Here is a 22,191-nt window from a genome sequence, read left to right as displayed (position 1 = left end):
TGAATTCAGCAGTATTTCTTTAGGAAGCGGAAGGAAGGAAAAGGGCGCTGGCAGGAACCGTCTCTTTGACTTGGCTTGGACTTTCCCACATCAGCCGCGCTTTTGCATCCCCTTGGTTCTCGTAATACTCCACTTTGATATCATACAATTGCCCGGCTTGCAGGCTTATGCTTCCTGTGCGTTCGGTTCCGCTCTGCTTCATCCAGCTGTCAATCACAAGAGTATCATTGACCCAAACGCGGACACCATCATCTGATGTTGTATAGATCTGATAGGTTTCACTATATAGCGGTTTGATCTTGCCGCTCCACCGTACCGAGAAGAAATCGGTACCGATTGCAGCATCCGGCGAACCCAACCGCCAGTTGAAATCAAGCACAGCATCGGTGCGTACAACTGCCGGAGTACCGGACAGCTGCATATTGCTGAAATATTCCGCCTGCAGTCCGTTATCGGCAGGCGCTGCTGCTGGAGCCGACGGCGGTTCCGGAGCCGGTGCCGATGCAGGTTCCGGCGTTGGCGCCGGAGTTGCCGCCGGCGTTGGCGCCGGAGTTGCTGCCGGTGTCGGCGCCAGGGTCACTGCCGGTGTCGGCGCCAGGGTCACTGCCGGTGTCGGCGCCAGGGTCACTGCCGGCGTTGGCGCCGGGGTCGCTGCTGGCGTTGCTGCCGGTGTCGGCGCCAGGGTCGCCGCCGGCGTTGGCACCGGAGTTGCTGCCGGCGTTGCTGCCGGTGTCGCTGCCGGCGTTGGCGCTAGGGTCGGCGCTACGGCCAGCAATGTTTTGCTTGAGCTGGCTGCTGAGGTATTGACGTACAAAGCGCTGGTTGGAACGGTAGCTTTGGTCTGGCTAGGGCTTTGCCACATTAGACGAATGTTGGCATCGCCTGCATTTTCGTAATACTCGACTTTGATATCGTAGAGCTGGCCTGCCTTCAAGGTGATATTCCCGGTACGTTCGGTTCCGCTCTGCTTGGTCCAGCTGCTGATCACGGCTGTACCGTCAATCCAGACACGGATACCATCGTCTGAAGTCGTGGAAATCGTGTAAGTCTCGCTGTAAGACGGTTTGATCAGCCCGGTCCAGCGGATCGAGAACGAATCCACCCCAAGCGAGCTATCCGGTGCAGCCTGCCGCCAGTTAAAATTGACTACTGCGTCGTTACGCACGAGTACAGGTGTACCCGAAAGCGTCATATTCTTGAAATATTCTCCCTGAAGACCATTTAGAGCGGGAGAAACCACCGTACCATTATCTGGAGATAGTACCGGTGTGGCCGTAGGCTTAACCGTTGGTACCGGTGTCGGCGTGGCCGTTGGTACCGGTGTTGGCGTGGCCGTTGGTACCTGTGTTGGCGTGGCCGTTGGCACCGGTGTCGGTGTAGCCGTCGGCACTGGGGTTGGCGTAGCCGCCGGAGTAGGTGGAGCCGCAGGTACATCCAGCCCAGCTTTGTATTGATCCAGTGTTACCGTGTAGTCGTCATTCATAAAGTTTTTGATGGTGGTGGTGCTGTTGTTCTCATAGAGCATTTTTCCCCAGTTCATCATATAGACCCATTGTCTCTGGGAGAGCTGCAGCTTGGCTGTGCTTGGCATTTCGCCATTTTCACCAATGGCAATGGGTTTGCCGTCCGCGAGGCTCAGCAGGCTGTCATGATATTTGTTCATATAATCATTGTTATATATATCTGCTGCGAGAACGTCTACCTTATCCGCCCCCGGATAGGTTAGTTCATAAGGATCGGATGAGGCATTTGGAGCATTGGGGTTCCACACCCACAGCAGGTTGTTTAATTGATGAACGTTTACGAAACGGTCATACATAATATTCCAAAGTTCCGCAAAATTATTTTTCTTGCCCCACCAGAACCAGTTGCCGTTCATTTCATGGTAAGGTCTCCATAGGACCGGGACGCCAGCGTCCCGCAAGGTCTTAAGCGAAACGGCCACTTTGTCCAGATCGGCGATCAGGCTGTTGTATTGAGCCGTTCCCGGTGTTACATACTTATTGAAGTCCGCTTGGCTAAGCGTCTTCTGCACATTCGCCCATTGATACGAAGTGCCGGGCAGCTGCTCATGGAAGGTCATAGCGACGATACCGCCATTTTTGTACCAGTTGATTGCGCTGTACACTACATTTCTGCGCTGCGCTGCTCCAGTGCTTTCCGACTGGCCGCTGATTAAGCCAAGCTCGTAGCCGTGAAGGGCCGCGTACTTTCCGCTCGTCCCCTTCAGTTTGTTGCTGAATTCATCTGGGCTCTCCAGATAGTCATGCTGGCCAGTGATAATGCCTTTTCCTGAAATAGCGTTTAATTCGTCAAGCAGCTTGACGGCAGCAGTTGAAGCATTGGGATTAACCGGAGCTGGAGAATCCGAGGCAGCAGCTGCCTTCGATGGCGCGCCCCCCAGGCCAAGCGGCACTGCAGTCAGAAACAGGGCAATAGTTAACATGATGGACACCAGACGCGACTTACGGTAAGTTGTCAAAATTCATCTTCCTTTCGGTAGCCAGGCTGCCACTCTTTCGAAGGCCCTATAGCTTTGCGTCCCTATCTTTCGATTAGGTTTGCCTTTGTCGTTTTGGAAGGATTTATCCCTCTTACCGTAAGTATCGTCTCTATTAAATTTTTAGTTTAGAGCATTAATGAACTTTCCTTAATAAATGGTTCTTAATACCTGTTTTGGAATTGTAACATTTGGGTAAATAGATTATTTAGCCCTATCTCCAAACCCTTAAATCGACATGAACCGGGATAATTTCATCGGATTCGACAGCGCCATCAGCGCATTTTTTTACGAAATAAACTGCTGCAGAGCGATATCTTCCCACTCCAGCGTAATGCGGATATTGTCTTCTTCTACCAGTTCCGAGCCGGTCTGCACTTCAATGAACTCCACATCTGTCAGCGCCAGAATGGCATGTTTTGTCCCTTCCGGTATGCGGACTACATCCCCTGCTTTCACATTATGCATCTTCTCATTCAGCACAATGCTTGCCTCGCCGCTGACGATCGTCCAGATTTCACTGCGCTTGTGATGCAGCTGATAGCTGATATTTTTACCTTCTGCGATGAAAATCCGCTTGGTCAGCACTTCATTGCCCTCATCGTACTTCACATAATCAATGACCTTATAGTGGCCCCAGCGGCGCTCCTCGTACATCGGTCGTTGTTCAAAAGACTTCAGCACTTCCTTGATGCGCGGGCTTTCCGTTTTGTGGGTCACCAGAATGCCGTCCGGGCTGGCTGCGATAATCAGGTCCTTCGCTCCGATTACTGTGATCGGAATATCCAGCTCATTGATTAGGCAAGTCCCTTCGGAATCATCGGTCACGAAGCCTTTCCCCACATGATTGCTGCTCATTTCCTCGGTGAGGGTATTCCAGGTACCCAGATCCTTCCAGAACCCGGCATAAGGCTGAACGACGATATTCTCTTCTTTTTCCACCACTTCGTAGTCAAAGCTGATGGACGACAGCAGTTTATACTGCTTTTGCAGTTCCTCATAGTTCAAAGGCAGACCTTTGCGCTGCAAAATATCCAGCAGATAGCCCAGGCGGAAAGCGAATACTCCGCAGTTCCACAGTGCCCCCCGGCTGATCAGCTCTTCGGCCTGTACGCGGTCGGGCTTCTCCTGGAAGTGGCTCACCTGCATATAGCCGCTTGCCGCCGCCTCATCGCTGGTAGGAATAATATAGCCGTATTTCTCGGATGCAAGCTCAGGGACCACGCCCATCAGCGCCAGATTTGCGCCGCTTTCCTGCATCGTTGCCTCAAGCTGGACGACGGTTTCAAAAAATGAAGCCTCCACATACGGATCGACGGGGAGAATAGCCACGGTCTCACTTGGAGACACCCCTGCCATTGAATACAGGTAAGCTGCAGTCAGAGCAATGGCCGGGAAGGTATCGCGGCGCTCCGGCTCCACAATGATTGGCACCTCTGCGCCGAGCTGGCTCTGAATCATTTCGACTTGGCTGCGGCCGGTAGCCAAATAAGACGAGTCCGCCATCCCTGTCTCCTGCAATTGTCTCCATACCCGCTGTACCATAGATTCCGGTTCACCTGCCGGGCTTTGCAGCACTTTCAGAAATTGCTTGGAACGAGAATCGTTGGACAAAGGCCAGAGCCGTTTACCAGAACCGCCAGATAGAAGTACCAGTTTCATAAGTGAACCCTCCTATTTATGTGTTGTCGCGTAAATATCGGATTGTTATTGTGAGCTGCTGCCGGGTGGCTTTCGCATGAAAGGCAGGAATGTCACTGACGCATTATGTTGCGTGACAATACTTCAGATCGGCTGTTACGGGAGTCTCTGCAAGGAATGTTTGGACTTCCGGCCGCTGTTGTCTGCAGATTTCTTGATTGTTACCGCTGTTCGCGGTGGAAATCCACAGACAAAGGCGGACGCATTCGCTCCTACAGTTCCAAAATTCCTCTCCGTTCCTCCCTTAACAGCTTTCCCTGCAGCATTTCCACTGGAAAACGAGCCAATGGAATTAGTTCGCCCAAGCTGCTTCACCCGGCAGGCGAAGCTCCCTGCCAAAGTTCCGGCATTGCCACTTGTTTGGCGGCAGTTAAAACTTAGATCGCCCCGGCTACGCTGGGGGAGTAGCCGCTGAGGCCCCCCATTTGCGGACGTCCGACAGAATGGTACTCAAAGCCTGTTCCCTCGATCTGCTCTTTGGAGTAGACGTTGCGTCCGTCGATCAGCACCTGGCGGCGCATGCTCTCCGCAAGCTTGTGCAGATCGATGTCCTTGAACACGCTCCAGTCGGTCAGCAGGCAGACCGCATCGCTGCCTTCCGCCGCTTCTTCCGGCAGGCCGCACCAGCGCAGCTGCGGATGATCATATTGCTGTCTGAAGTTCTCAACAGCAATCGGATCATACAGCTTCACTGTAGCGCCTTCGGCCACCAGGCTCTCAACAATTTCCCGGGCCGGGGCTTCCCGGACATCGTCGGTGTTTGGCTTAAAGGCCAGGCCCCAGATGCCGATTACTGCACCGCGCAGATTGCCAAGCGACTCATGCAGCTTCGAGATGATCATAAAGCGCTGGTCTTTGTTCACCTCAACCACCGATTTCAGCAGCTTGAACTCGTAGTCCACATTACCTGCAATTTGAATCAGCGCATTAGTGTCTTTCGGGAAACAGGAGCCGCCATAACCGATACCGGCCTGCAGGAAGGTTGAGCCGATCCGACGGTCCATTCCCATGCCTTCTGCCACCTTGGTTACATCAGCTCCCACTTTTTCGCAAATATTGGCAATCTCGTTAATAAAAGAGATCTTCGTTGCCAGAAAAGCATTCGATGCATATTTGATCATTTCAGCACTGCGGATATCGGTTACGAACACATTTTCCGTGAAGCCCTGGTGAAGCTGGCGCATCGCAGGCTCAAGCTCCGGGTTATCCAGTCCGATAACAATCCGGTCAGGATGGAGTGTATCCTGGATGGCTGACCCCTCACGCAGGAATTCAGGAGCGGAGACGATATCGAAGGGATGATTCGTGTGGGAGGCGATAATTTTACGGATTTTTTCATTTGTGCCCACAGGAACGGTAGACTTGGTCATAATGATTTTGTAGCCTTCCATAGCCTGGGCGATTTCCGTAGCTGCCCCCTCAATATATCTCAGATCTGCTTCACCGCCGGGAAGAGAAGGCGTCCCTACAGCGAGAATGACGATATCAGACCGGCGTACCGATTCGTGAAGATCCGAGGAGAAGGACAATCTGCCTTCACGCAAATTCATTTCAATCAGTGCTTCAATACCTGGCTCATAGATGGGGGATTCCATCTGGCTGAGCTTTTTGATCTTTTCCTCATCCTTATCCACGCAAATAACATGATTACCATTCAGTGTAAAACATACGCCAGAGACAAGACCGACATAGCCGGTACCGATTACTGTCAGTTTCATACAATCATCCTCCTTTTAGAAAATTGACGTAGGCCTGTTCCACATATTGCTTGAACTGAACCATAAACGCCTGTTCATCAAATTTACGCGCATGGCCCATGATCTGCCCAATGTCCCACGCATAGGACTCCACTTCGTAAATGGCCTTAAGTAAATCATCAACTTCCTGATGCTGGAAGAATACGCCGTTGACATAAGGAACGATGGTATCCAGCGCCCCTCCGGCCTGATAGGCAATAACCGGCCTTCCTGCAGCGTTCGCTTCAAGCGGCGTAATGCCGAAATCTTCTTCTCCGGGAAAAATAAACGCCCGGCACTTCGACATCAGCCCCGTCACCTCGGCATCCTCCAGCCGGCCCAGAAACGATACATTCTCTTTGGCCATGCCTTCCAGACGCTTGCGGTCAGGGCCGTCGCCGACGATGAACAGCTTCAGCCCGTTGCGGTTGAAGGCTTCCACCGCCAGATCAATCCTTTTGTAAGAGACCAGCCGGGACACGATCAGATAGTAATCGCCTATGGAAGACGAACTGCTGAAGCGTGCAGTGTTGATCGGCGGAAAAATCACATCCGCATCCCGGTGATAGTAATTCTGAATCCGTGTTTTGACCACGGAAGAATTGGCGACAAACTGGTTTACATTTTTGGAAGTCCGCTGGTCCCAATTCTTCAGCCGCTGCATGTAGACCTTAAGCAGTCTTTTGAACAATCCGGAATTCGATTGCCGCTCCATGTAGGTATCATAGTCCCAGGCGAACCGCATCGGGGTATGACAGTAGCACAGATGAAATGTAGACTCGGGCACCTGTATGCTTTTCATGAAAGCACTGCTGGAACTCAGGACGATATCATACCCGCGAAAGTCCAAATCACGGATGGCCATGGGATAAAGCGGCAGCACCCCTTTAAAGTTGGTCTTCACTCCCGGGATTTTTTGCAGCCAGGAGGCCCGGATATCCGCATCTTTGAGGTTGTCGGTCAGCCGGCTTCCGTTAAATACCGTCGTGAAGATCGGAGCATCCGGATACATGTGGTGGAATACCTCCACTACTCTTTCCGCCCCGCCCATTTGGATTAAGTAATCGTGCGCTATCGCAATTTTCATGTAAATCATCCTCAAAGTTTTATGGAGCAGCATTAGCAAGTAGTGAATGTATGGATGTTTTGGTTCCTGATTGGGCTTGAAGCTCTTGGCTTACCTGCGGTCAGGTTGCCGCGAGCAACCCTTTATAGTAATCAACGATATCTTTGACCGTATTTTCGATGACAAAATGCTCTTTCACCCGCTTCATCCCGCTGTCCGCCATCCGTCTTCGGTCTTCAGGATGGTTCAGCATCCAGGTGATAGAGTCTGCAAGTACGACTGGGTCTCCAGGCTGGATCAGCATTCCCGTTACACCGGGAACCACAATCTCTACCGGTCCGCCTTCATTGGAGGCAATTACCGGCAGTCCAGCCGCCATGCCTTCGACAATCACCTGGCCGAACGGTTCAGGCGTTATCGAGGTATGAATCAGCAAATCAGCTTTGCTCATAAGGCCTTGTATATCTTCCACATGACCCAGCAGGCTAACATTGGTCAGCTCATCCTGCTGCATCTTCTGAATTAATTCATTTTTGTACGCCTCTTCTCCGAACAGGGCATCCCCGGCCAGCCAGAACTTCACGCGGCTGTCGTTCTTAAAAGCCTTGGCGGCTTCCAGTACGATATGCTGGCCCTTCCACTGTGCCAGCCGGCCTACCAGCAGGACGTTGAATTCTTTCTGCTGCTCCCGTTTGCCGATTCCTTCACCAATCGCTTTGGCAAAAGCAGAGTACACGACCAGCGTTTTCTTGGTGCGGGGCAGCTCCAGCGCATTCAGCGTGGAATGCGAATTCGCAATGACACCATTCGGCAGCAGGCGTGACAGCAGCCGGATCGCCTTGGCGACAACCGGCTTGAGGTAAGGGGCACCGATGTGATCCCGGATATGCCAGATTAGCGGCACACCTGCTTTTTTGGCGGCAACGGCCCCGTAGAATGCCGATTTCAGGGAATTGGTGTGCACACAATCCACTTTTTCCTGCTTCAGGATAGGAGCCAGCTTGCGTCCGTAAGCCAGCAGTCCCAGCGCAGCAGCCGGAGCGCCCAGGTTGACGGCATTCCGTCCCCGGTTGCGGATGCTCTCATTCAGCGGGATGACACGGACATCAATGCCTTTCTCCCGGAGGCGTTCGGCCAGTCTGCCCTCCTCAGCGAGGATCACGAGCGGCTCGATCTGATTGCTGATGTTGGTGAGAATGTTAAACAAGGCTACCTCTCCGCCGCTCCATTTGGCGGTGTGATCGATGTAAGCAACTTTTAGCATCCTGCTGCCACCCCCTTTCCCAAAGTTTCAAGGAATACGGACTCCACCTGGTCGCCTACATGCTGCCAGGTGTATTTCTCAAGCACATGATTTCTGCATTCATCACGGCCCGGCAGCAGTTTGCGGTTGCTCAGCATGTGGATCATGCCTTCCGCCATATCGTCGCTGGTTGAGCCTTTGAACAGCAGTTCCGGCCGGAAGCCCTGAAGAATCTCCTTGTTTCCGCCCACCGGTGTGGCCATCACCGGAAGTCCGGAGGAGAGCGCCTCAACCGTAATCAATCCGAATCCCTCCAGCGCCTGGGAAGGGACCACGAACATGTCCGCTGCCTGATAATAGGATGCCAGCTCATGATCGGGAATGTAGCCCAGCAGCCTTACTTTGTTGCCGAGTCCATAATCGGAGATTTTTTCTTCCAGCTCTCCGCGCAGCGGCCCTTTGCCGCCGATCAGCAGAATCGCATTCGGGAACCGCTCGGACACCTGCTTCCAGGCTTCCAGCAGCTGCAGCAGCCCCATCCGGTTCATCAGACGTCTCACGGTAAGCACAGTAGTGGCTCCCTCCGGAAGATTCAGCGTCCGCCGGGTCGCCAGCCGGTTGGCGGCGGGCACGAACCGTTCCACATTCGCCGCCCCCGGAATGACTATGATCTTGTGCAGCGGCACGCCGTGCAGGCTGTGCAGCATGTCGCGGAAATATTCGCTGAGCACGATGAATTTATCCGCAAGCTTATAAGCTTTATGTTCAATGGATTTGGCAATCGTTGTTTTCACCCGGTGCTTGATGCCTTGGCCTTCGATCTTCATTTCTTCATTCCATGGGCCATGGAAGGTCATCACCACCGGAATTCCGCGTTTCTTGGCTTCAATCGCCGGGCCGATCCCGTAGGGCGCAAAGTGGGAATAGAGAATATCGATCCGGCCGCTGCCATTCCCCATCAGGTCCGCCGCCTTGCGCTGGAACGCATCCTTGCGCTTCCAGATCGTCTGCTTCGGATCGCCGGCGTTATGGATAATCAGCTCTTTGGGAGTGGATGGCGTTTCCTGACTGCAGATCAGCGCATGCACTTTATTGCGTGAAGAGAGCTGCTCACAAACGGATTTGAAATAAGTGTTGAGTCCGCCTGGCTGTAAAGAGGGCCAGCTAAGGCCGGTCGTCATAATGTTCAAACCGTCACTGTACGGCATAGCTTCTCTCCCCCTTTTTCTCTTTTTCCGCCTGGCCCAATGCGTTGTGCCGGGCCAGTCTGCCGGAGCTGTTCAATTCGTAATGCTTGAAGCCGACCATGAATTCATACATCACCCAGAAAATGGATACCGCAAAACCTGAGATGCCTTTCTTGAACAGGCCGTGCAGGAAATACTTCTGTAAGAAACGAGCCGGCGGGCGAAGCAGCAAATGGCTGACCTTAAAGGGCTTGCCGCTGGCATAGGCAGCCTGCGCTTCGAGATCGGTATATTTGTTGAAGCGGGCGACATGGTCATTGATGCTGCGGAATCCCTGATGCCAGAGTATCCCGTTCAATTTGACCGTCTTTTCCTCCGATACCTCAGGCATTTCGTGCACCAGACTGTTGCGGATGCCGTATTCCTTGCGGTTATAGAGGCGTACCAGGTATTCCCCTTTATCCAGCCATCTGCCCAGGAAATCACCAATCCGGTACAGTGAAAAGGCTACCGCCCTGTCTGTAAGCCCCGGCTTGCGGTCCAGAATGTCCTGCGCCAGCTCCTCGCTGACCACTTCGTCGGTATCAATCAGGAAGACCCAATCATGGACGGCGCGTTCCACTCCGAATTCCCTTTGCTTCGCATATCCCGGCCAGGGGTTGACGAACACCCGGCAGTCCAAACTTTCGGCGAGTTGCACCGTCCCGTCTTTGCTCCCCCCGTCGATTACAACCACCTCATCGGCGAACAACCGGCAGGACTGAATTGCTTTGGATATTCGAACTTCGTCATCCTGAGCAATGATGACAGCCGATATCGGGTAACTGCCCGGGCCGCCAAGCACGCTTTTCACTGAATCCATGTAGGTATCCTCCTTTTCTTGGTATGTCCGGCGTCCACCGTCATTTCGAGAAATGTTTGGGCTTCCGATCGCTGTTGTCTTCTGATTTCTTTATTTAACACCGTATTCACGGTTGAAATCAGAAGACAAAGGCGAACGCTACGCTTCTCCAGCTCCACACTTTCTCTCCGTTCCTCTGACACCGTCCATTTGTTTGTTAAGCAGAAAAGCGGCTCGCATAATGCCTTTGCTCGCTTGCTTAGGTATCCATAGGTTTTTTGCGGATATAAGAATTCATCGTTGTCTTCATCCACTGAATGTCATCCCCGTTAATCAGCAGGCGGGGCAGTCTGACCTTCAGGTTGTATCTGATGTTAAGAATAATGAACAGGAAGCGGAGCACCGCTGAAGACAGCATTGCCACCCCTGCTCCGAACAATCCGAACTTCGGCACCAGCAGGAACAGCAGCGGGATTACCAGGATCAGTCCGACGCCTTGCAGAATCGATACAAACTTCGGCTTGCCGAGGGCCATGAACACCTGGGCCAGTATCAAGGTGCCTCCGCTGATGGTCACTTCGAGCAGCAGCAGGCGGAACACCGTCAATGCGGTGTTGAAGTCCTTGCCGTACAGCAGCGGAATCACGAAGGGAGCTACCAGCATCAGGATCAGCGAGCCCAGCAGGGTGCAGGTTGTGCTGATCCGGAAGGCTTTGAAGGTAAGGGCAATCGCCTGGTCCTTTGACAGCTCAGAGGCTTTCGGAAAAAGCACCACGGTGATCGAGTTCGAGAAGAAGTTGACCATCCGCGAGAGACTGACCGCTACCGCATACAGCCCCAGATCGGCTGGCCGCAGCAGGCCGGCAATAATGATCTGGTCGATATAGTAAGAGAACTGCCCGAGCAAGTCATTTCCGTACGAACCGAGTCCGTAAGTGAACAGTCTTTTGAAATTCAGGTAAGCGTTATTCATCTTCACCCTGTAGGTGCGGAGCAGTGTAATCGTCATCCAGATGAAGATTGGAACGGACGGCACCAGATACGCCAAGGCGGTTGTAAAAGGATTGATCGAGCGGGTCAGAATCAAAATCCCGATGGCCGCCAGCGTCAGCAGCGGAAGCAGATACCGCAGCCAGTTGAACGTCTTGTAGTCGCCTCTGAACTGAAAAGCCGCATTGTTGATCTGTGACACCACAATCAGCGGGCACAGGATCATCGACCATTGCGCAAACAGCACGACATCCGGACTGAATGAATTCAGCCAGTAGGGAAGGACCACAATCCCGACAATCATAGCCAGAGTTCCGAATACCAGGGCGATTAGCAGGGCCACCCGGTAGAGTACTCCGGCCTCTTCGGGATTCTTTTTGGCATTGTAGATCAGGGCTGAAGGAATACCGAAGCTCATGCTGAACGCCAGAAATTGTGACCAGTTCACCATAGCTGTCTGCTCCCCGCGTCCTGTAGGACCCAGGTAACGTGCGGTCAGCACACCCGTCAGCATATTAACCAATAGGATCAGCACGCTGACAAACATCGTCTTCACTGCGGCAGAACTGTTGTCTTTACTCTTGGTAAACCGCCGAAGCGAAGACCAGACTGTATTAGTGGGAAGTGATTTCGCGTTCAATGGCTGCATGTGGTGTTCCCTTCTTTCTGCTCTCAATAATCTCTTTGGCACCGAGGCCCAGGCCAATCAGCATCCAGACCAGGTAGCCTTTGAGCCCGGGAAACCCGTTGTCCGATACCAGGCTGATCACTGCCCCCATCCATGCTGCCAGCGACAGCCGGGCATAGGGCTGAAGGCTGTCTCTGCTGGTGACTCTGACTACAATTTGCTTAATCACAGCGCCCAGAGCGCCGAAGAAGAACAAAGCGCCCAGGACTCCGAAGGTAAGCAGCAGGGCGATAACACCGTTATCCATATTTCCGTATTCGCCAAGCTCGCCGCCGTTGCCGATCTTTGTCCCCTGGCCGACACTGCCTATCCCTTGCCCGACCGGATTTGCAGCTACCATCGGCAGCATGTTCTGCCACAGGCTCAGGCGTTCATTGTAGGAATGGTCTTCCTGGACGGAGGTCAGTGTCTCCATACGGGCGACCAACCCTTCGGCACCCGGCAGCTTAGGGACAATCCAGAACAGCGCGGCAGCGACAAATACCAGCTGGAGCAGCGCCTTCCATTTCCCTTTGGAGGGAGAGGAAGCGATGTATACGAGCAGCATCACCAGCATCACCAGCCAGGCTGAACGGACCAGTGTGGTCAACAGGCAGATGACAACGAGCATGACCCCAATCCAGCGCAGCGTTCCCTGCCATCTTTTCTCCAGAATCATCGGTACCAGAGCGAATACCAGGAAGGTTGCCGCAGGCCCGGGAGAATTCAGCGTAGAGAAAACCCGGATTTCCAAAGGATACGGTGTACCAATTGACATCATGTCGGCATTCTTCATCCAGAAGGCATCCCATGGAGGTACAGTTAAATACTGGATAATTCCATAAATGGATACCAGAACCGCGATATTGGCAAAAGCATACAGCAGACGGTCAATGTCCTTCGGTCTAAAACGCGTTACCGCAAAGAACGGAATCAGCAGCAGGGGTACGATGTAATTCGCCAGGTCGTACACAGAGCCAATGCCGTTCTTCGCGAGCCCTATCAGCGCCCCGTAAGCCAGTGCCACCGAGAAAAGCAGGATGATCCGGGTGGAGGATTTGCGGATGCGGTGAATCTCCTTCAACACCGGAATGGCCAGGGTAGCCCCCGTCAGCAGCGGTGCCAGACTAAGCAGAGATACGGAATGGTAGACCCCTTCCGACCAGTCGGCGATACGCCGCAGCTCCGGTGCTACCGCCCAGACCAGCAGGGTGTAGGCGATCAGCGCCTTCGGCTTCAGCAGAGCCAGCAGGAAGGCCGGAAACAGAATGCCCGCCAGGATTACTCCCTGAAGACTATTGGACGAACTGAGCTTCGCGCTGGCAAAACCGATCATCAGCGGAAGGCCCAGACAGATGCCGCAAATCAGCAGCAGCATTCCTGCTGACTTCATGGATGGAAGACTCACGTTCATTCCAGCCTGCCTCCCTTTACTTTATCCCGTTTGCGGAGCTCCTTGAGCAGAAGGACCAGGAATTGGGCGTCATCGACCAGATATCTTTTCCAGAGACGGCCCGGTTCCTGGCTGAGCCGCCAGAACCATTCCAGGCCTGTTTTCTGCATGAAATCCGGCGCCCTTTTCACCGAGCCTGACAAAAAGTCAAAGGTGGCTCCCACACCAATCGAGATTGGCGCCCGGTATGAGTTATAATGCCGGTAAATCCACTTCTCCTGCTTCGGCGCTCCCACGCCTACGAACACAATATCCGGCTGACATTCCGTCAGCATTTCGATAATACGCTGGTTCTCTTCATCGTTGTGCTCAAAGCCGTAGGAAGGAGAATAGCAGCCGACAATATTCATTCCGGGATAAGCCGCTTTAAGATTCTTGGTAGCCTGTTCCGGCACGCCTTGTGCAGAGCCCAGAAAGAACAGCCGGTACTTTCTTTGCTCAAAGGCATTGCCGAGACGGCTGAAAAGGTCTGCTCCCGATACCTTTTGCTTCAGCGGCTTACCCAGCATTTTCGAAGCCCAGATCAGCGGCATTCCGTCTGCCACTACAGCACCTGCCTGGGAATACACGGTCTGGAATTCTTTGTCCTTGCGCAGCTTGATGACATGATCGACGTTGCAGGTCAGGATGTACGATTGCGACCGTTCCTGAATCGTTTTATCAATGTAATCAAGCAGGTCCATGAAATCATAGTTATCGAAATTGACATCGAACATGTTCACTTGGTTCATCGTATCACTTCTTTTTGTGGGGAATCGGTTGGCTGTGAAGATCGATACAGGCAGTTCAGGTACCAACAGAACGGAATGATCGATTGGACCGTCGACAGCGTGTTGTCGGAAAACGAATAAATCATAAACCCTGCTATAAAGAGCAGATAATACGGTTTGACCGGCGGTGCCAAAGCTCTGTACACCAGAATAAACACAGCCAATAATGAAATCAGCAGCAGTATGGCTCCGATATACCCTCCATCAAAGTAAAAGCGGATATACTCGTTGTGGGGAACCACGAACCCTTTGTAAAGTGTCCCGTCGTTCGCCACTGTCACTGCTCCAAGTCCTCTGCCCGACCACGGAGAATCCGCCGCCTTGTTCAGGAAGTATTCCCAGGCTTCTGCCCGGCCTGACAAGTCCACTGCCGTATCCGTTGTGCGTTCGAAGGAACGCTTCTTAATATTGTCGAGCTGCAGGTATACCGCCGAGAAGATCAGAATAACCGAGCACAGGAGCGGAATCAGATATTGTGTTCTGCCCTTCAAATATTGCCGCGATATATCGTAAAAGTAGTACAGGACCATTAATACCAGTGCCAATATCGGCCCCCGTGTCCCTGTTCCAATGAGAATCAGAAAGTTCAGTGCCAGCATGATGTAGAAAAAACGGATATGCTGTGTACTGCGCTTGATCTCAATGAATGCAATTCCCACGCCCATGAAGGCCAGCATCGCGAGATGCGCCGGGATATTCGCTCCCTGAACCCGTACAGCGCCAGTGAACTCCACATCGAGAAAAGAGTGGAGATGCACCATCTGCAGCACGATTCCGGCTAGTACGCTTACCAGAGGAAGCATAGTGATAATGCGGATCTGCCGCTCGGCCACTTCCTTCTTCCAGTTAATCAAGAGAAAAACGAAAGGAAGGGACAATCCGATAAACGCCTTGACTGCAATGGAACCGCTCATTTCGGGCAGCCAAATCGAAGAGCCAAAGGTGATGAACAGCAGTCCCACCATGGCCCACAGAGGCTGGCTAAGGCGGAATTTCAATCCATTTACCAGAATGCAGGGCACCAGCAGCATCAGGATTACCAGCTTGTAAAGCGATAGTATTTCAACGCCAAACATGCTGCCGGGATACAGAAAGTTAATAGAGATCGCCGTCGTCAACAGAACGAAATAGCTGATGAGTTCAGGACGCGAGATAGAGACAACCAGCAACATAATCAGAAGCACGATTGCTACCGCTATTACCGGCTGGTAGATGACCGCCGCTCCAAGGAACAGTGCGGACATGAGGTAGAGCATTCCGTATGGCAAAACGTTCATTTTGGAGCCCCACTCAAAATTCATCATTGTCTCCCTCACCCCGCTGCGGATTCCCTCTTCCGGTTCCAGATCATATGAAGAGTTCCGCGAATACTCTCCAGCCGGCATTTGTTCAGAAGTCTTTTCCCCTGGCTCCGGGAGAGGATCGAGTCACCCGCAATATACATGATCTTCGCGGCCGTCTTTCCCAGCAGGAGCAGATTATCCTTCACACCTTCGCTTTTCATCGCGTTGGATATGCCTTGGCTGTAATATCTTTTCATAATCCAATCTTCCGTCAACCGGTTAGCCGGTACGAAGTGATCGACGGCCATCTGCGGATGATAGAGAATGGAATGTCCTTGACTTTCAATCTGATTAAACAGCCAGGTCTCTTCACCGGAGAGAAGCGAATCTCCTTTTCTTCCAAGCTCCAGCGGAAACAGGCTGATATCAAAGGCTACCTTGCGCATCGCCATATTGGCGCCGCAGGGATGAAGCCGTTTCGGATATTCTTTGATGCGGTTGCCCAAATCCACGATGGTATAAGGCAGTTCGAACGGTTTAATCAGCCAATCTGGACGCCTGCTTTCGAAGATCGGAGCGATTTTGCCGCCCATGGCCATGACCTCAGGCTTTTGTTCAAACGTACTTACAATTGTTGTAATCCAATTCCGGCAAGGAATCGCGTCATCATCCAGAAAAGCGATGAGCGGCGATTTGGAAGCCAGAATCCCAGTATTCCGGGCCGCCGATAACCCTTGTACCGGCTCCAGAATGTAACGGATATCCATATTTGCACCCTCAGCCTCTATAAACCGCTTGACCACTGCCGCCGTATCATCCTTGGAGCTGTTATCCACCACAATGATCTCGGCCTGACCCAGATTCTCCAGCGGTAAAAGCGACTGAAGCGTCTTAAGCAGCAAAGCTGACCTGTTATAGGTGCAGATGATTATGGAAATCTTAGGAACGTCTCCGTATACAAGCATCGGCATTCACCCAATTTCCATTTTTTTAATACGCATCTTTGGAGCCAAGCAGCATGAGTCCGGTTTTTGCGATGATTTTGAGATCCAGCATCGTGCTGCGGATGGAAATGTAAGTCAGATCCAGCTGAACCATTTCATCAAAGCCAACGCTGTTTCTTGCATTCACCTGCCAATAGCCGGTGCAGCCCGGTGTAACCATAAGCCGTTGTTTGTCATAATCCGTGTACTGTGCAACCTCCTCCACGAGTGGGGGGCGCGGCCCGATCAGGCTCATATGCCCTAGCAGCACATTCCAGAGCTGAGGCAATTCGTCAATGCTGGTCTTGCGCAGAAATCTGCCAATACGTGTGATGCGGGGATCATTCTTAATCTTGAACATCGCCCCGCTGACCTCATTGTAGGCCATCAGGTTCGCCTTCAGCTCCTCGGCATTGGAGACCATGGATCTGAATTTATACATGGGAAACAGCTTCTCGTCCTTGCCAACCCGGTTCTGACGAAAGAACACTTTTCCTTTCGGATCTTCCAGCTTGATCAGGATCGCCACCACTATGAACAGCGGCAGCAGTACGAGAAGGCCAAGAGCGGAGAAAAAAATGTCGATAATCCGCTTCATCACCAGATAGGAATCCATTTCTTTGCTTCCTTCTTTGGCATGTAGCATGTAAAGTTTCGGCAGGACGGCCTCATAGTCTTCCGGCAGTTTTTGCATGCTCATCTCTCCTCATTCCTCCTAAATGTTGTGTAAGCCTGAGTGCTTACTGACCCTTCACAGTCCAAAACCCGTCTTGAAAGTCTAAACTTGGTTTTCAACTATTCAGAGTCTGTCCCGCTTTGCTCAGATATTCCGCCATTGCATCCATCACCGGATACCGCAGATCCTCGCTTTGCAGTGCAAATTCAAGTGTAGTCAAAATATATCCCAGCCGTTCGCCGACATCGTATCTTGTACCGTCAAAGTTATAAGCGTACACGCGCTCGCTTTGGTTCAGCTTCTGAATGGCATCGGTGAGCTGAATTTCGCCGCCTGCGCCTTTTTCCTGGAGATCCAGGTACTTAAAGATCTTTGGAGTAAACACATAACGCCCCATGATCGCCAGATTGGAAGGAGCTGTGCCAGCCGCCGGTTTTTCGACAAAATTATTAACCCGGTACAGCCGTCCGTCCTGCAGGTCGGGTTCAATAATTCCGTAACGGTTGGTGAATTCATCAGGAATTTCCTGTACGCCGATTACTGAATTCTGCGTTTCCTCGTATTGGTCAATCAGCTGTTTCAGGCAGGGAGTCTTGCCGGTTACGATGTCATCCCCGAGCATTACGCCAAAGGGCTCGTCTCCGATAAAACGTCTGGCGCACCATACCGCATGGCCGAGGCCTTTGGGTTCTTTTTGCCGGATGTAGTGAATTTCAACCTTCGAGGAACGCTGAACTTCTTTCAGCAGCTCCAGTTTACCGTCTTCCAGCAATCTGGATTCCAGCTCAAAAGCGTTGTCGAAGTGGTCCTCGATTGCCCGTTTGCCCTTACCTGTAACAATAATGATATCTTCGATGCCGGATGCGATCGCTTCTTCCACGATGTACTGAATAGTGGGTTTGTTGATGATCGGCAGCATTTCCTTAGGCATTGCTTTCGTGGCAGGAAGGAAGCGCGTTCCTAGTCCTGCTGCAGGGATAATTACCTTCTTTACTTTTTTCATCGCACTTACCTCCTAAGAGTTTTGTAAGCATATGCCTCATCCGAATATTCTTCGTACAAAACTTGCTTCGGAAGCATACACCAGGTTTTGTAAGTATTGGCTCCACTCATTTTCTCTTTAGAACAAAACCCGCTGGAAGTACTATCTGGTCTGATTCATAGCAATTCCGAGAATCTTTACGCCTGTCTGCTCCATTAGGCCCTTCAGCTTTTTGAGTGACTCGCGTTTTGTCTTGCCGTGTCTGGCAACGATGATTAATCCGTCTGACAATGGGGCCAGGATGCGTGCATCGCTGAATTCCACCGCCTGCGGCGCATCCAGCAGGATCAGATCGAAGCTTATCTTCAGCTCCTCCAGCAGAGCAGCCATTTTGTCGCTTCCGAGCAGATCCGGCGGGCTGATGTTGGTAATCCCAGCCGGAATCACAGCCAGATTGGCCAGATTGCCGTAAACCGCGATATCCTTGGCCTCTTCCCTGCCTCCGAGGTATGCGGCCAGACCGTGGCTGCCCTCTACCTCAAATACGCTGTGCAGGCCGGGATGTCTAAGGTTGCAGTCTACAACGGCTACCTTCTTGCCATCCTGGACAAAGGATACTGCAAGGTTCGACAAAATAGTGGTTTTGCCTTCCCCGCCTTCTGCGGAGGTAAACAGGAGCACCTGTCCTCCACTGCCCTTCAGCAGCCCAAGCTGCCTGATGTAGGTGCGCAGCGAGCGGAAGGATTCAGAGATATGCGAGGAAGGATTTATGTCTGTGATCAGACTTTTATTCAGCCGTAACATAAGTGCCCTCCCCTACTCTTGCATTGGCATTTGCCGACTTGCCTAAGTCCCGTTTGCGGATCGCAGGAATGCTGGCGATCACCGGCAGCCCAAGATCGAACTCCGCTTCCTTCTCCGTCCGGAGTGTACCGTTCAAGGTTTCCAGCAGCAGAATAATTCCGATCGCAGCCATCAGCGAAACTACAAAGCTGATGATAATGTTCATTGTCGAACCGCTGTTGACAGGACCAGGAGCATCTGCCGGATCAGCCGGTGTCAGGAACGTTACATTGTCCAGATTCATCAGCGCCGGCAAGCTGCGGATGAACGTCTGCGAAACCGCGTTTACTATCGTAGCCGCTTTGGTGTAACTCTCGTCCTGCACGCTCAGGTTGATAACCTGGCTTTTCTCCGAAGATTTAATCTGCAGCTTGCCAGCCAATGCCTGTTCTGTCAGATTGAATTCCGGGTGTTCTGCTACTACACTCTTCATAATCGTTGGCGACTTCAAAATTTCCTTATAGCTCTCGATGAGGTTGAGACTGAAGTTCAGATTATTAAGGTTGTTGCTCTCGGGGACATTCGCGGCGTTGTTGACGAGCAGCTGTCCGGAGGCTGAGTAGACAGGCACGACGAAGTTCTTGCTGACATAGAAGGTGGTGGCGCAGGAGATTAATACAAATACCATGATTAACCATAACCTCTTCTTAATCAGGTTAATGTAATCCAAAATCGTCTTTTCCACAGTAACCCTCCTTCCGCATTCATTGCATTCTGAAAGCAATCATGAAAGTTTCAGATATCTTGCTTTTATTCTATCAATCTCTACGGATCACCACATGGGTCATACCTTCACTTTAATCTTCACTTTCGAGTAAGGTAGACTACCCCTAAAGTGTAGGCGTATGGTATACTTTAGTACCATACGCCTGGGAAAACCTGACAAGGTGTGGCAATATTCGCTACATTCTCAGGGTTTTCGGCAGTCCAGGCTGTTCAGATTTTGTTCAGATCGGTCTGCTATCTTGAGTCGTAATTCATAATTCCGGGCATGCTGCCCCCAAAGCGCAACAAAAAAACACGGACATCAATGTCCGTGCTTCTAACATATTTTTAAATTAATGGAAATTAATCGTATGACATTTCGTATTTCGTGAGCCCTACCGCATTGGCGTAGAGTGCAGCCTGTGTACGGTCTGCCACCTGAAGCTTCGCCAGAATCTGGCTTACATGCTTCTTCACCGTGAATTCACTGATGAACAGCCGTGAGGCGATTTCCCGGTTGCTGGCCCCCTGCCCAAGCTCGATCAGCACTTCCTTTTCTTTCGGAGTCAATTCGTCGGTTGGACTGTTGCCGCTCATCCGCATCTTGTCTTCCATCAAGCCGGGGTCATAATACTTTCGGCCTTTATGAACGAGTTGAATGGCAAACAGCAGTTCTTCCGGCAGCGCCTCTTTCAGCACATAACCATCAACCAGTACTTCTTCTGCCTTCAAGAAATCCTCCCGGCTCGCCGAAGAGGTCAGCAGGATAAACTTGCTGATGAGTCCGCGCGAACGCGCTGCTTTGATCACATCCAGACCTGATTCATCGGCCAGCTTAAGATCAATAAGCACAAGATCAGGCTGCGTCTCTTCAATGATCATAAGCGCTTCTTGGCCATTCGTTGCTTCGCCGGCAAAATGCAGATTGGACTGCATGGAAATGACCGCCGCGAGTCCTCTCCTAACCAATGGGTGATCATCAACGATGACGATTTTCACTAGAACGACCTCCTGCCTAAAGTTTATGCATTTTTTAGTTCAGCCATGCCGACAGGTATCGAAATTAAAATTCTGGTGCCTGCATTCTCACTGCTGGACAACTGGAAGTCACCGCCTAAAGACTGTGCCAAGTATTGCATATTCTTCATGCCTAGTCCGCCGGTGTTATCCTCGGATTCGGTCCAGAGCAGATCAGTATCGAAACCGACACCATCATCGATTATCGAAAGCCTGATCCATTTCGGCTTAAGTGACAGTTCGACATCCACCCGGCTGGCAGCACCATGTCGAATGGCATTGCCTGTCGCTTCGGATATAATCCGGAAGAGCGCCTTGTGATAAGGATAAGGGAGACTGAAATCATCCCCCGTTATTTTTAACTCAATTTCCACATCGTTCAGCCTGGACAAGCTTTTCAAATGTGATCTGACCATACCCAGCCATGTCGGGCCGCCGCTCTTCTTAGAGCTGAGGCTGTAAATGGTAATGCGCAATTCCTTAGCCACCTTGGTAGCTGAATCATGAATCAGTTCAATTTGCTCCTCCAGCTCGGATTCGGACATCTTCCGCCATGTCTGCTTTAGCGAATGAGTCGCATATACAATTCCGAACAGGCTCTGCGATACACTGTCGTGCATCTCGTCAGCAATCCGGTTCTGTTCGTTCGTGATAATCAGCCGGTTCTCAATCACACCAAGTTCATGGCGTTCAAGAATAATCGCGCTCAGCTCCGAGAGAAACATCAGCTGCTGGATATACCACCTGCGTCCTTCCAGGCCTTCCGATGCTTCCAGCTTTACACCGATCATACCGACGAACCGCGTACTCATTCTAACAGGCATAAGCAGAAAATCTCCGAGTCCGGGTAGGCTCTTGAACACCGGTTCACGCTGCAGCCGCCATTCATGCTCATGTTTTTCAAGCTCTGAAAAAAGAAACCGTTCCTCCTCCTGATGCCAGCCTGTCTGCCGGCTCTGTGGTGCGGGCTCGCCGCTCTTTTGGGCGAACCAGAACAACGCTTTGTCCAGCTTGGTAAGCTTCACCACATAATCCGTAATAACCTGGCCGATGTTCATGAAATCATGCTGGCTTGAGGTTTCCACAATGTGATAGAGCGACTTAATATGCTCCATGGTTTCGTTCGTCCGTGCATTGGCCGCTTCCCGCTGCCGCTTGATCCGATTAACCATTTGCATAATTATAACCGTAAGTACCATGACTAGAAACAGGTTGCCGTTGTCAAGCACGGCTTCAGCGAAACTTTTTCCGGAAGAGTTCAAGAAAAAATAACAAAATACGGAAATAACACCAAAATAGCTGAATAGCAAGCTCCAGCTGAAATAAATAGACAAGGAACCTGCCGCGATGAGGACAGGATTCAGGACATACAGCTTATAAGGGCTGTCATACCCGCCAGTACTCAATGTGAGAACAATGAGCCCCGCCATCTCAATGCTTACGGCAAGCATAAGAACACGCGGCCATTTACGCAACCTCCGGTAATAAATCGAGAATACTTGTGCAAATAAGAATAACACCATGATTAATAGGGATTTATAAAAGACG

At 51.6% G+C, this 22,191-nt stretch carries 18 protein-coding genes and 1 riboswitch; all 18 genes read right to left on the bottom strand.

Annotated features, from left to right (window positions below):
* Positions 1-19 precede the first annotated feature (19 nt).
* Positions 20-2,482 (bottom strand): PA14 domain-containing protein, encoded by a 2,463-nt coding sequence (locus PGRAT_RS05380; protein ID WP_425311832.1) that lies wholly within the window; start codon positions 2,480-2,482, stop codon positions 20-22.
* Between the two features lie 13 nt (positions 2,483-2,495).
* Positions 2,496-2,576: riboswitch (cyclic di-GMP riboswitch) on the bottom strand.
* Positions 2,577-2,788: 212 nt separating this feature from the next.
* Positions 2,789-4,162 carry a sugar phosphate nucleotidyltransferase gene (locus tag PGRAT_RS05375; protein ID WP_025708984.1) on the bottom strand — a complete coding sequence of 458 codons (1,374 nt, stop codon included), beginning with the start codon at positions 4,160-4,162 and terminating at the stop codon, positions 2,789-2,791.
* A 416-nt stretch (positions 4,163-4,578) separates the two neighbouring features.
* Positions 4,579-5,919, bottom strand: coding sequence for a UDP-glucose dehydrogenase family protein (locus PGRAT_RS05370; RefSeq protein WP_025708986.1), 1,341 nt, complete (start codon positions 5,917-5,919; stop codon positions 4,579-4,581).
* Positions 5,920-5,923: 4 nt separating this feature from the next.
* Positions 5,924-7,024: a glycosyltransferase gene (locus PGRAT_RS05365; RefSeq protein ID WP_025708987.1), complete on the bottom strand. Its 1,101-nt coding sequence runs from the start codon at positions 7,022-7,024 to the stop codon at positions 5,924-5,926.
* 100 nt (positions 7,025-7,124) lie between these two features.
* Positions 7,125-8,267 carry a glycosyltransferase family 4 protein gene (locus PGRAT_RS05360; RefSeq protein WP_025708988.1) on the bottom strand — a complete coding sequence of 381 codons (1,143 nt, stop codon included), beginning with the start codon at positions 8,265-8,267 and terminating at the stop codon, positions 7,125-7,127.
* Positions 8,261-9,454 (bottom strand): glycosyltransferase family 4 protein, encoded by a 1,194-nt coding sequence (locus PGRAT_RS05355; RefSeq protein ID WP_025708989.1) that lies wholly within the window; start codon positions 9,452-9,454, stop codon positions 8,261-8,263. Before PGRAT_RS05355 ends, PGRAT_RS05360 begins: the two co-directional genes overlap by 7 nt.
* A complete protein-coding gene (locus PGRAT_RS05350; RefSeq protein WP_042266163.1) occupies positions 9,441-10,295 on the bottom strand; it encodes a glycosyltransferase family 2 protein in 855 nt (284 codons plus the stop codon). The genes PGRAT_RS05355 and PGRAT_RS05350 overlap by 14 nt, the downstream gene beginning before the upstream one ends.
* A 238-nt stretch (positions 10,296-10,533) precedes the next feature.
* The gene (locus tag PGRAT_RS05345; RefSeq protein ID WP_025704294.1) at positions 10,534-11,913 is read right to left on the bottom strand and encodes an oligosaccharide flippase family protein; all 1,380 of its coding nucleotides are present in this window, start codon (positions 11,911-11,913) and stop codon (positions 10,534-10,536) included.
* Positions 11,879-13,345, bottom strand: a complete 1,467-nt coding sequence (locus PGRAT_RS05340; protein ID WP_025704295.1) for an O-antigen ligase family protein — start codon at positions 13,343-13,345, stop codon at positions 11,879-11,881. Before PGRAT_RS05340 ends, PGRAT_RS05345 begins: the two co-directional genes overlap by 35 nt.
* Positions 13,342-14,115 carry a WecB/TagA/CpsF family glycosyltransferase gene (locus tag PGRAT_RS05335; RefSeq protein ID WP_025704296.1) on the bottom strand — a complete coding sequence of 258 codons (774 nt, stop codon included), beginning with the start codon at positions 14,113-14,115 and terminating at the stop codon, positions 13,342-13,344. The genes PGRAT_RS05340 and PGRAT_RS05335 overlap by 4 nt, the downstream gene beginning before the upstream one ends.
* Positions 14,112-15,458 (bottom strand): O-antigen ligase family protein, encoded by a 1,347-nt coding sequence (locus PGRAT_RS05330; RefSeq protein ID WP_025704297.1) that lies wholly within the window; start codon positions 15,456-15,458, stop codon positions 14,112-14,114. Before PGRAT_RS05330 ends, PGRAT_RS05335 begins: the two co-directional genes overlap by 4 nt.
* 8 nt (positions 15,459-15,466) lie before the next feature.
* On the bottom strand, positions 15,467-16,408 hold the full coding sequence (locus PGRAT_RS05325) for a glycosyltransferase (RefSeq protein WP_238326757.1): 942 nt from the start codon (positions 16,406-16,408) through the stop codon (positions 15,467-15,469).
* A gap of 19 nt (positions 16,409-16,427) precedes the next feature.
* Positions 16,428-17,120 carry a sugar transferase gene (locus PGRAT_RS05320; protein WP_042266161.1) on the bottom strand — a complete coding sequence of 231 codons (693 nt, stop codon included), beginning with the start codon at positions 17,118-17,120 and terminating at the stop codon, positions 16,428-16,430.
* Positions 17,121-17,211: 91 nt separating this feature from the next.
* Positions 17,212-18,099 carry a UTP--glucose-1-phosphate uridylyltransferase GalU gene (galU, locus tag PGRAT_RS05315; protein WP_025704299.1) on the bottom strand — a complete coding sequence of 296 codons (888 nt, stop codon included), beginning with the start codon at positions 18,097-18,099 and terminating at the stop codon, positions 17,212-17,214.
* A gap of 141 nt (positions 18,100-18,240) precedes the next feature.
* Positions 18,241-18,882 (bottom strand): CpsD/CapB family tyrosine-protein kinase, encoded by a 642-nt coding sequence (locus PGRAT_RS05310; protein WP_025704300.1) that lies wholly within the window; start codon positions 18,880-18,882, stop codon positions 18,241-18,243.
* Entirely contained in the window at positions 18,866-19,606 is a 741-nt protein-coding gene (locus PGRAT_RS05305; protein WP_025704301.1) for a YveK family protein, read from the bottom strand. Before PGRAT_RS05305 ends, PGRAT_RS05310 begins: the two co-directional genes overlap by 17 nt.
* Before the next feature lie 383 nt (positions 19,607-19,989).
* Positions 19,990-20,625 carry a response regulator gene (locus PGRAT_RS05300; RefSeq protein WP_020426703.1) on the bottom strand — a complete coding sequence of 212 codons (636 nt, stop codon included), beginning with the start codon at positions 20,623-20,625 and terminating at the stop codon, positions 19,990-19,992.
* A 23-nt stretch (positions 20,626-20,648) separates the two neighbouring features.
* On the bottom strand, positions 20,649-22,118 hold the full coding sequence (locus tag PGRAT_RS05295; protein WP_238326758.1) for a sensor histidine kinase: 1,470 nt from the start codon (positions 22,116-22,118) through the stop codon (positions 20,649-20,651).
* Between the last annotated feature and the right edge of the window lie 73 nt (positions 22,119-22,191).

The organism is Paenibacillus graminis, from assembly GCF_000758705.1.
GTDB classification, from domain to species: domain Bacteria; phylum Bacillota; class Bacilli; order Paenibacillales; family Paenibacillaceae; genus Paenibacillus_AQ; species Paenibacillus_AQ graminis.
Note: the sequence above shows the minus strand (reverse complement) of the source record. Positions and strands in the feature narration are given on the sequence as shown.

Bases quoted from the DNA above. Each gene is read 5' to 3' on its own strand.
- PGRAT_RS05375 (WP_025708984.1), bottom strand. From the start codon at position 4,162: ATGAAACTGGTACTTCTATCTGGCGGTTCTGGTAAACGGCTCTGGCCT.
- PGRAT_RS05370 (WP_025708986.1), bottom strand. From the start codon at position 5,919: ATGAAACTGACAGTAATCGGTACCGGCTATGTCGGTCTTGTCTCTGGC.
- PGRAT_RS05365 (WP_025708987.1), bottom strand. From the start codon at position 7,024: ATGAAAATTGCGATAGCGCACGATTACTTAATCCAAATGGGCGGGGCG.
- PGRAT_RS05360 (WP_025708988.1), bottom strand. From the start codon at position 8,267: ATGCTAAAAGTTGCTTACATCGATCACACCGCCAAATGGAGCGGCGGA.
- PGRAT_RS05355 (WP_025708989.1), bottom strand. From the start codon at position 9,454: ATGCCGTACAGTGACGGTTTGAACATTATGACGACCGGCCTTAGCTGG.
- PGRAT_RS05350 (WP_042266163.1), bottom strand. From the start codon at position 10,295: ATGGATTCAGTGAAAAGCGTGCTTGGCGGCCCGGGCAGTTACCCGATA.
- PGRAT_RS05345 (WP_025704294.1), bottom strand. From the start codon at position 11,913: ATGCAGCCATTGAACGCGAAATCACTTCCCACTAATACAGTCTGGTCT.
- PGRAT_RS05340 (WP_025704295.1), bottom strand. From the start codon at position 13,345: ATGAACGTGAGTCTTCCATCCATGAAGTCAGCAGGAATGCTGCTGCTG.
- PGRAT_RS05335 (WP_025704296.1), bottom strand. From the start codon at position 14,115: ATGAACCAAGTGAACATGTTCGATGTCAATTTCGATAACTATGATTTC.
- PGRAT_RS05330 (WP_025704297.1), bottom strand. From the start codon at position 15,458: ATGATGAATTTTGAGTGGGGCTCCAAAATGAACGTTTTGCCATACGGA.
- PGRAT_RS05325 (WP_238326757.1), bottom strand. From the start codon at position 16,408: ATGCCGATGCTTGTATACGGAGACGTTCCTAAGATTTCCATAATCATC.
- PGRAT_RS05320 (WP_042266161.1), bottom strand. From the start codon at position 17,120: ATGAGCATGCAAAAACTGCCGGAAGACTATGAGGCCGTCCTGCCGAAA.
- galU (WP_025704299.1), bottom strand. From the start codon at position 18,099: ATGAAAAAAGTAAAGAAGGTAATTATCCCTGCAGCAGGACTAGGAACG.
- PGRAT_RS05310 (WP_025704300.1), bottom strand. From the start codon at position 18,882: ATGTTACGGCTGAATAAAAGTCTGATCACAGACATAAATCCTTCCTCG.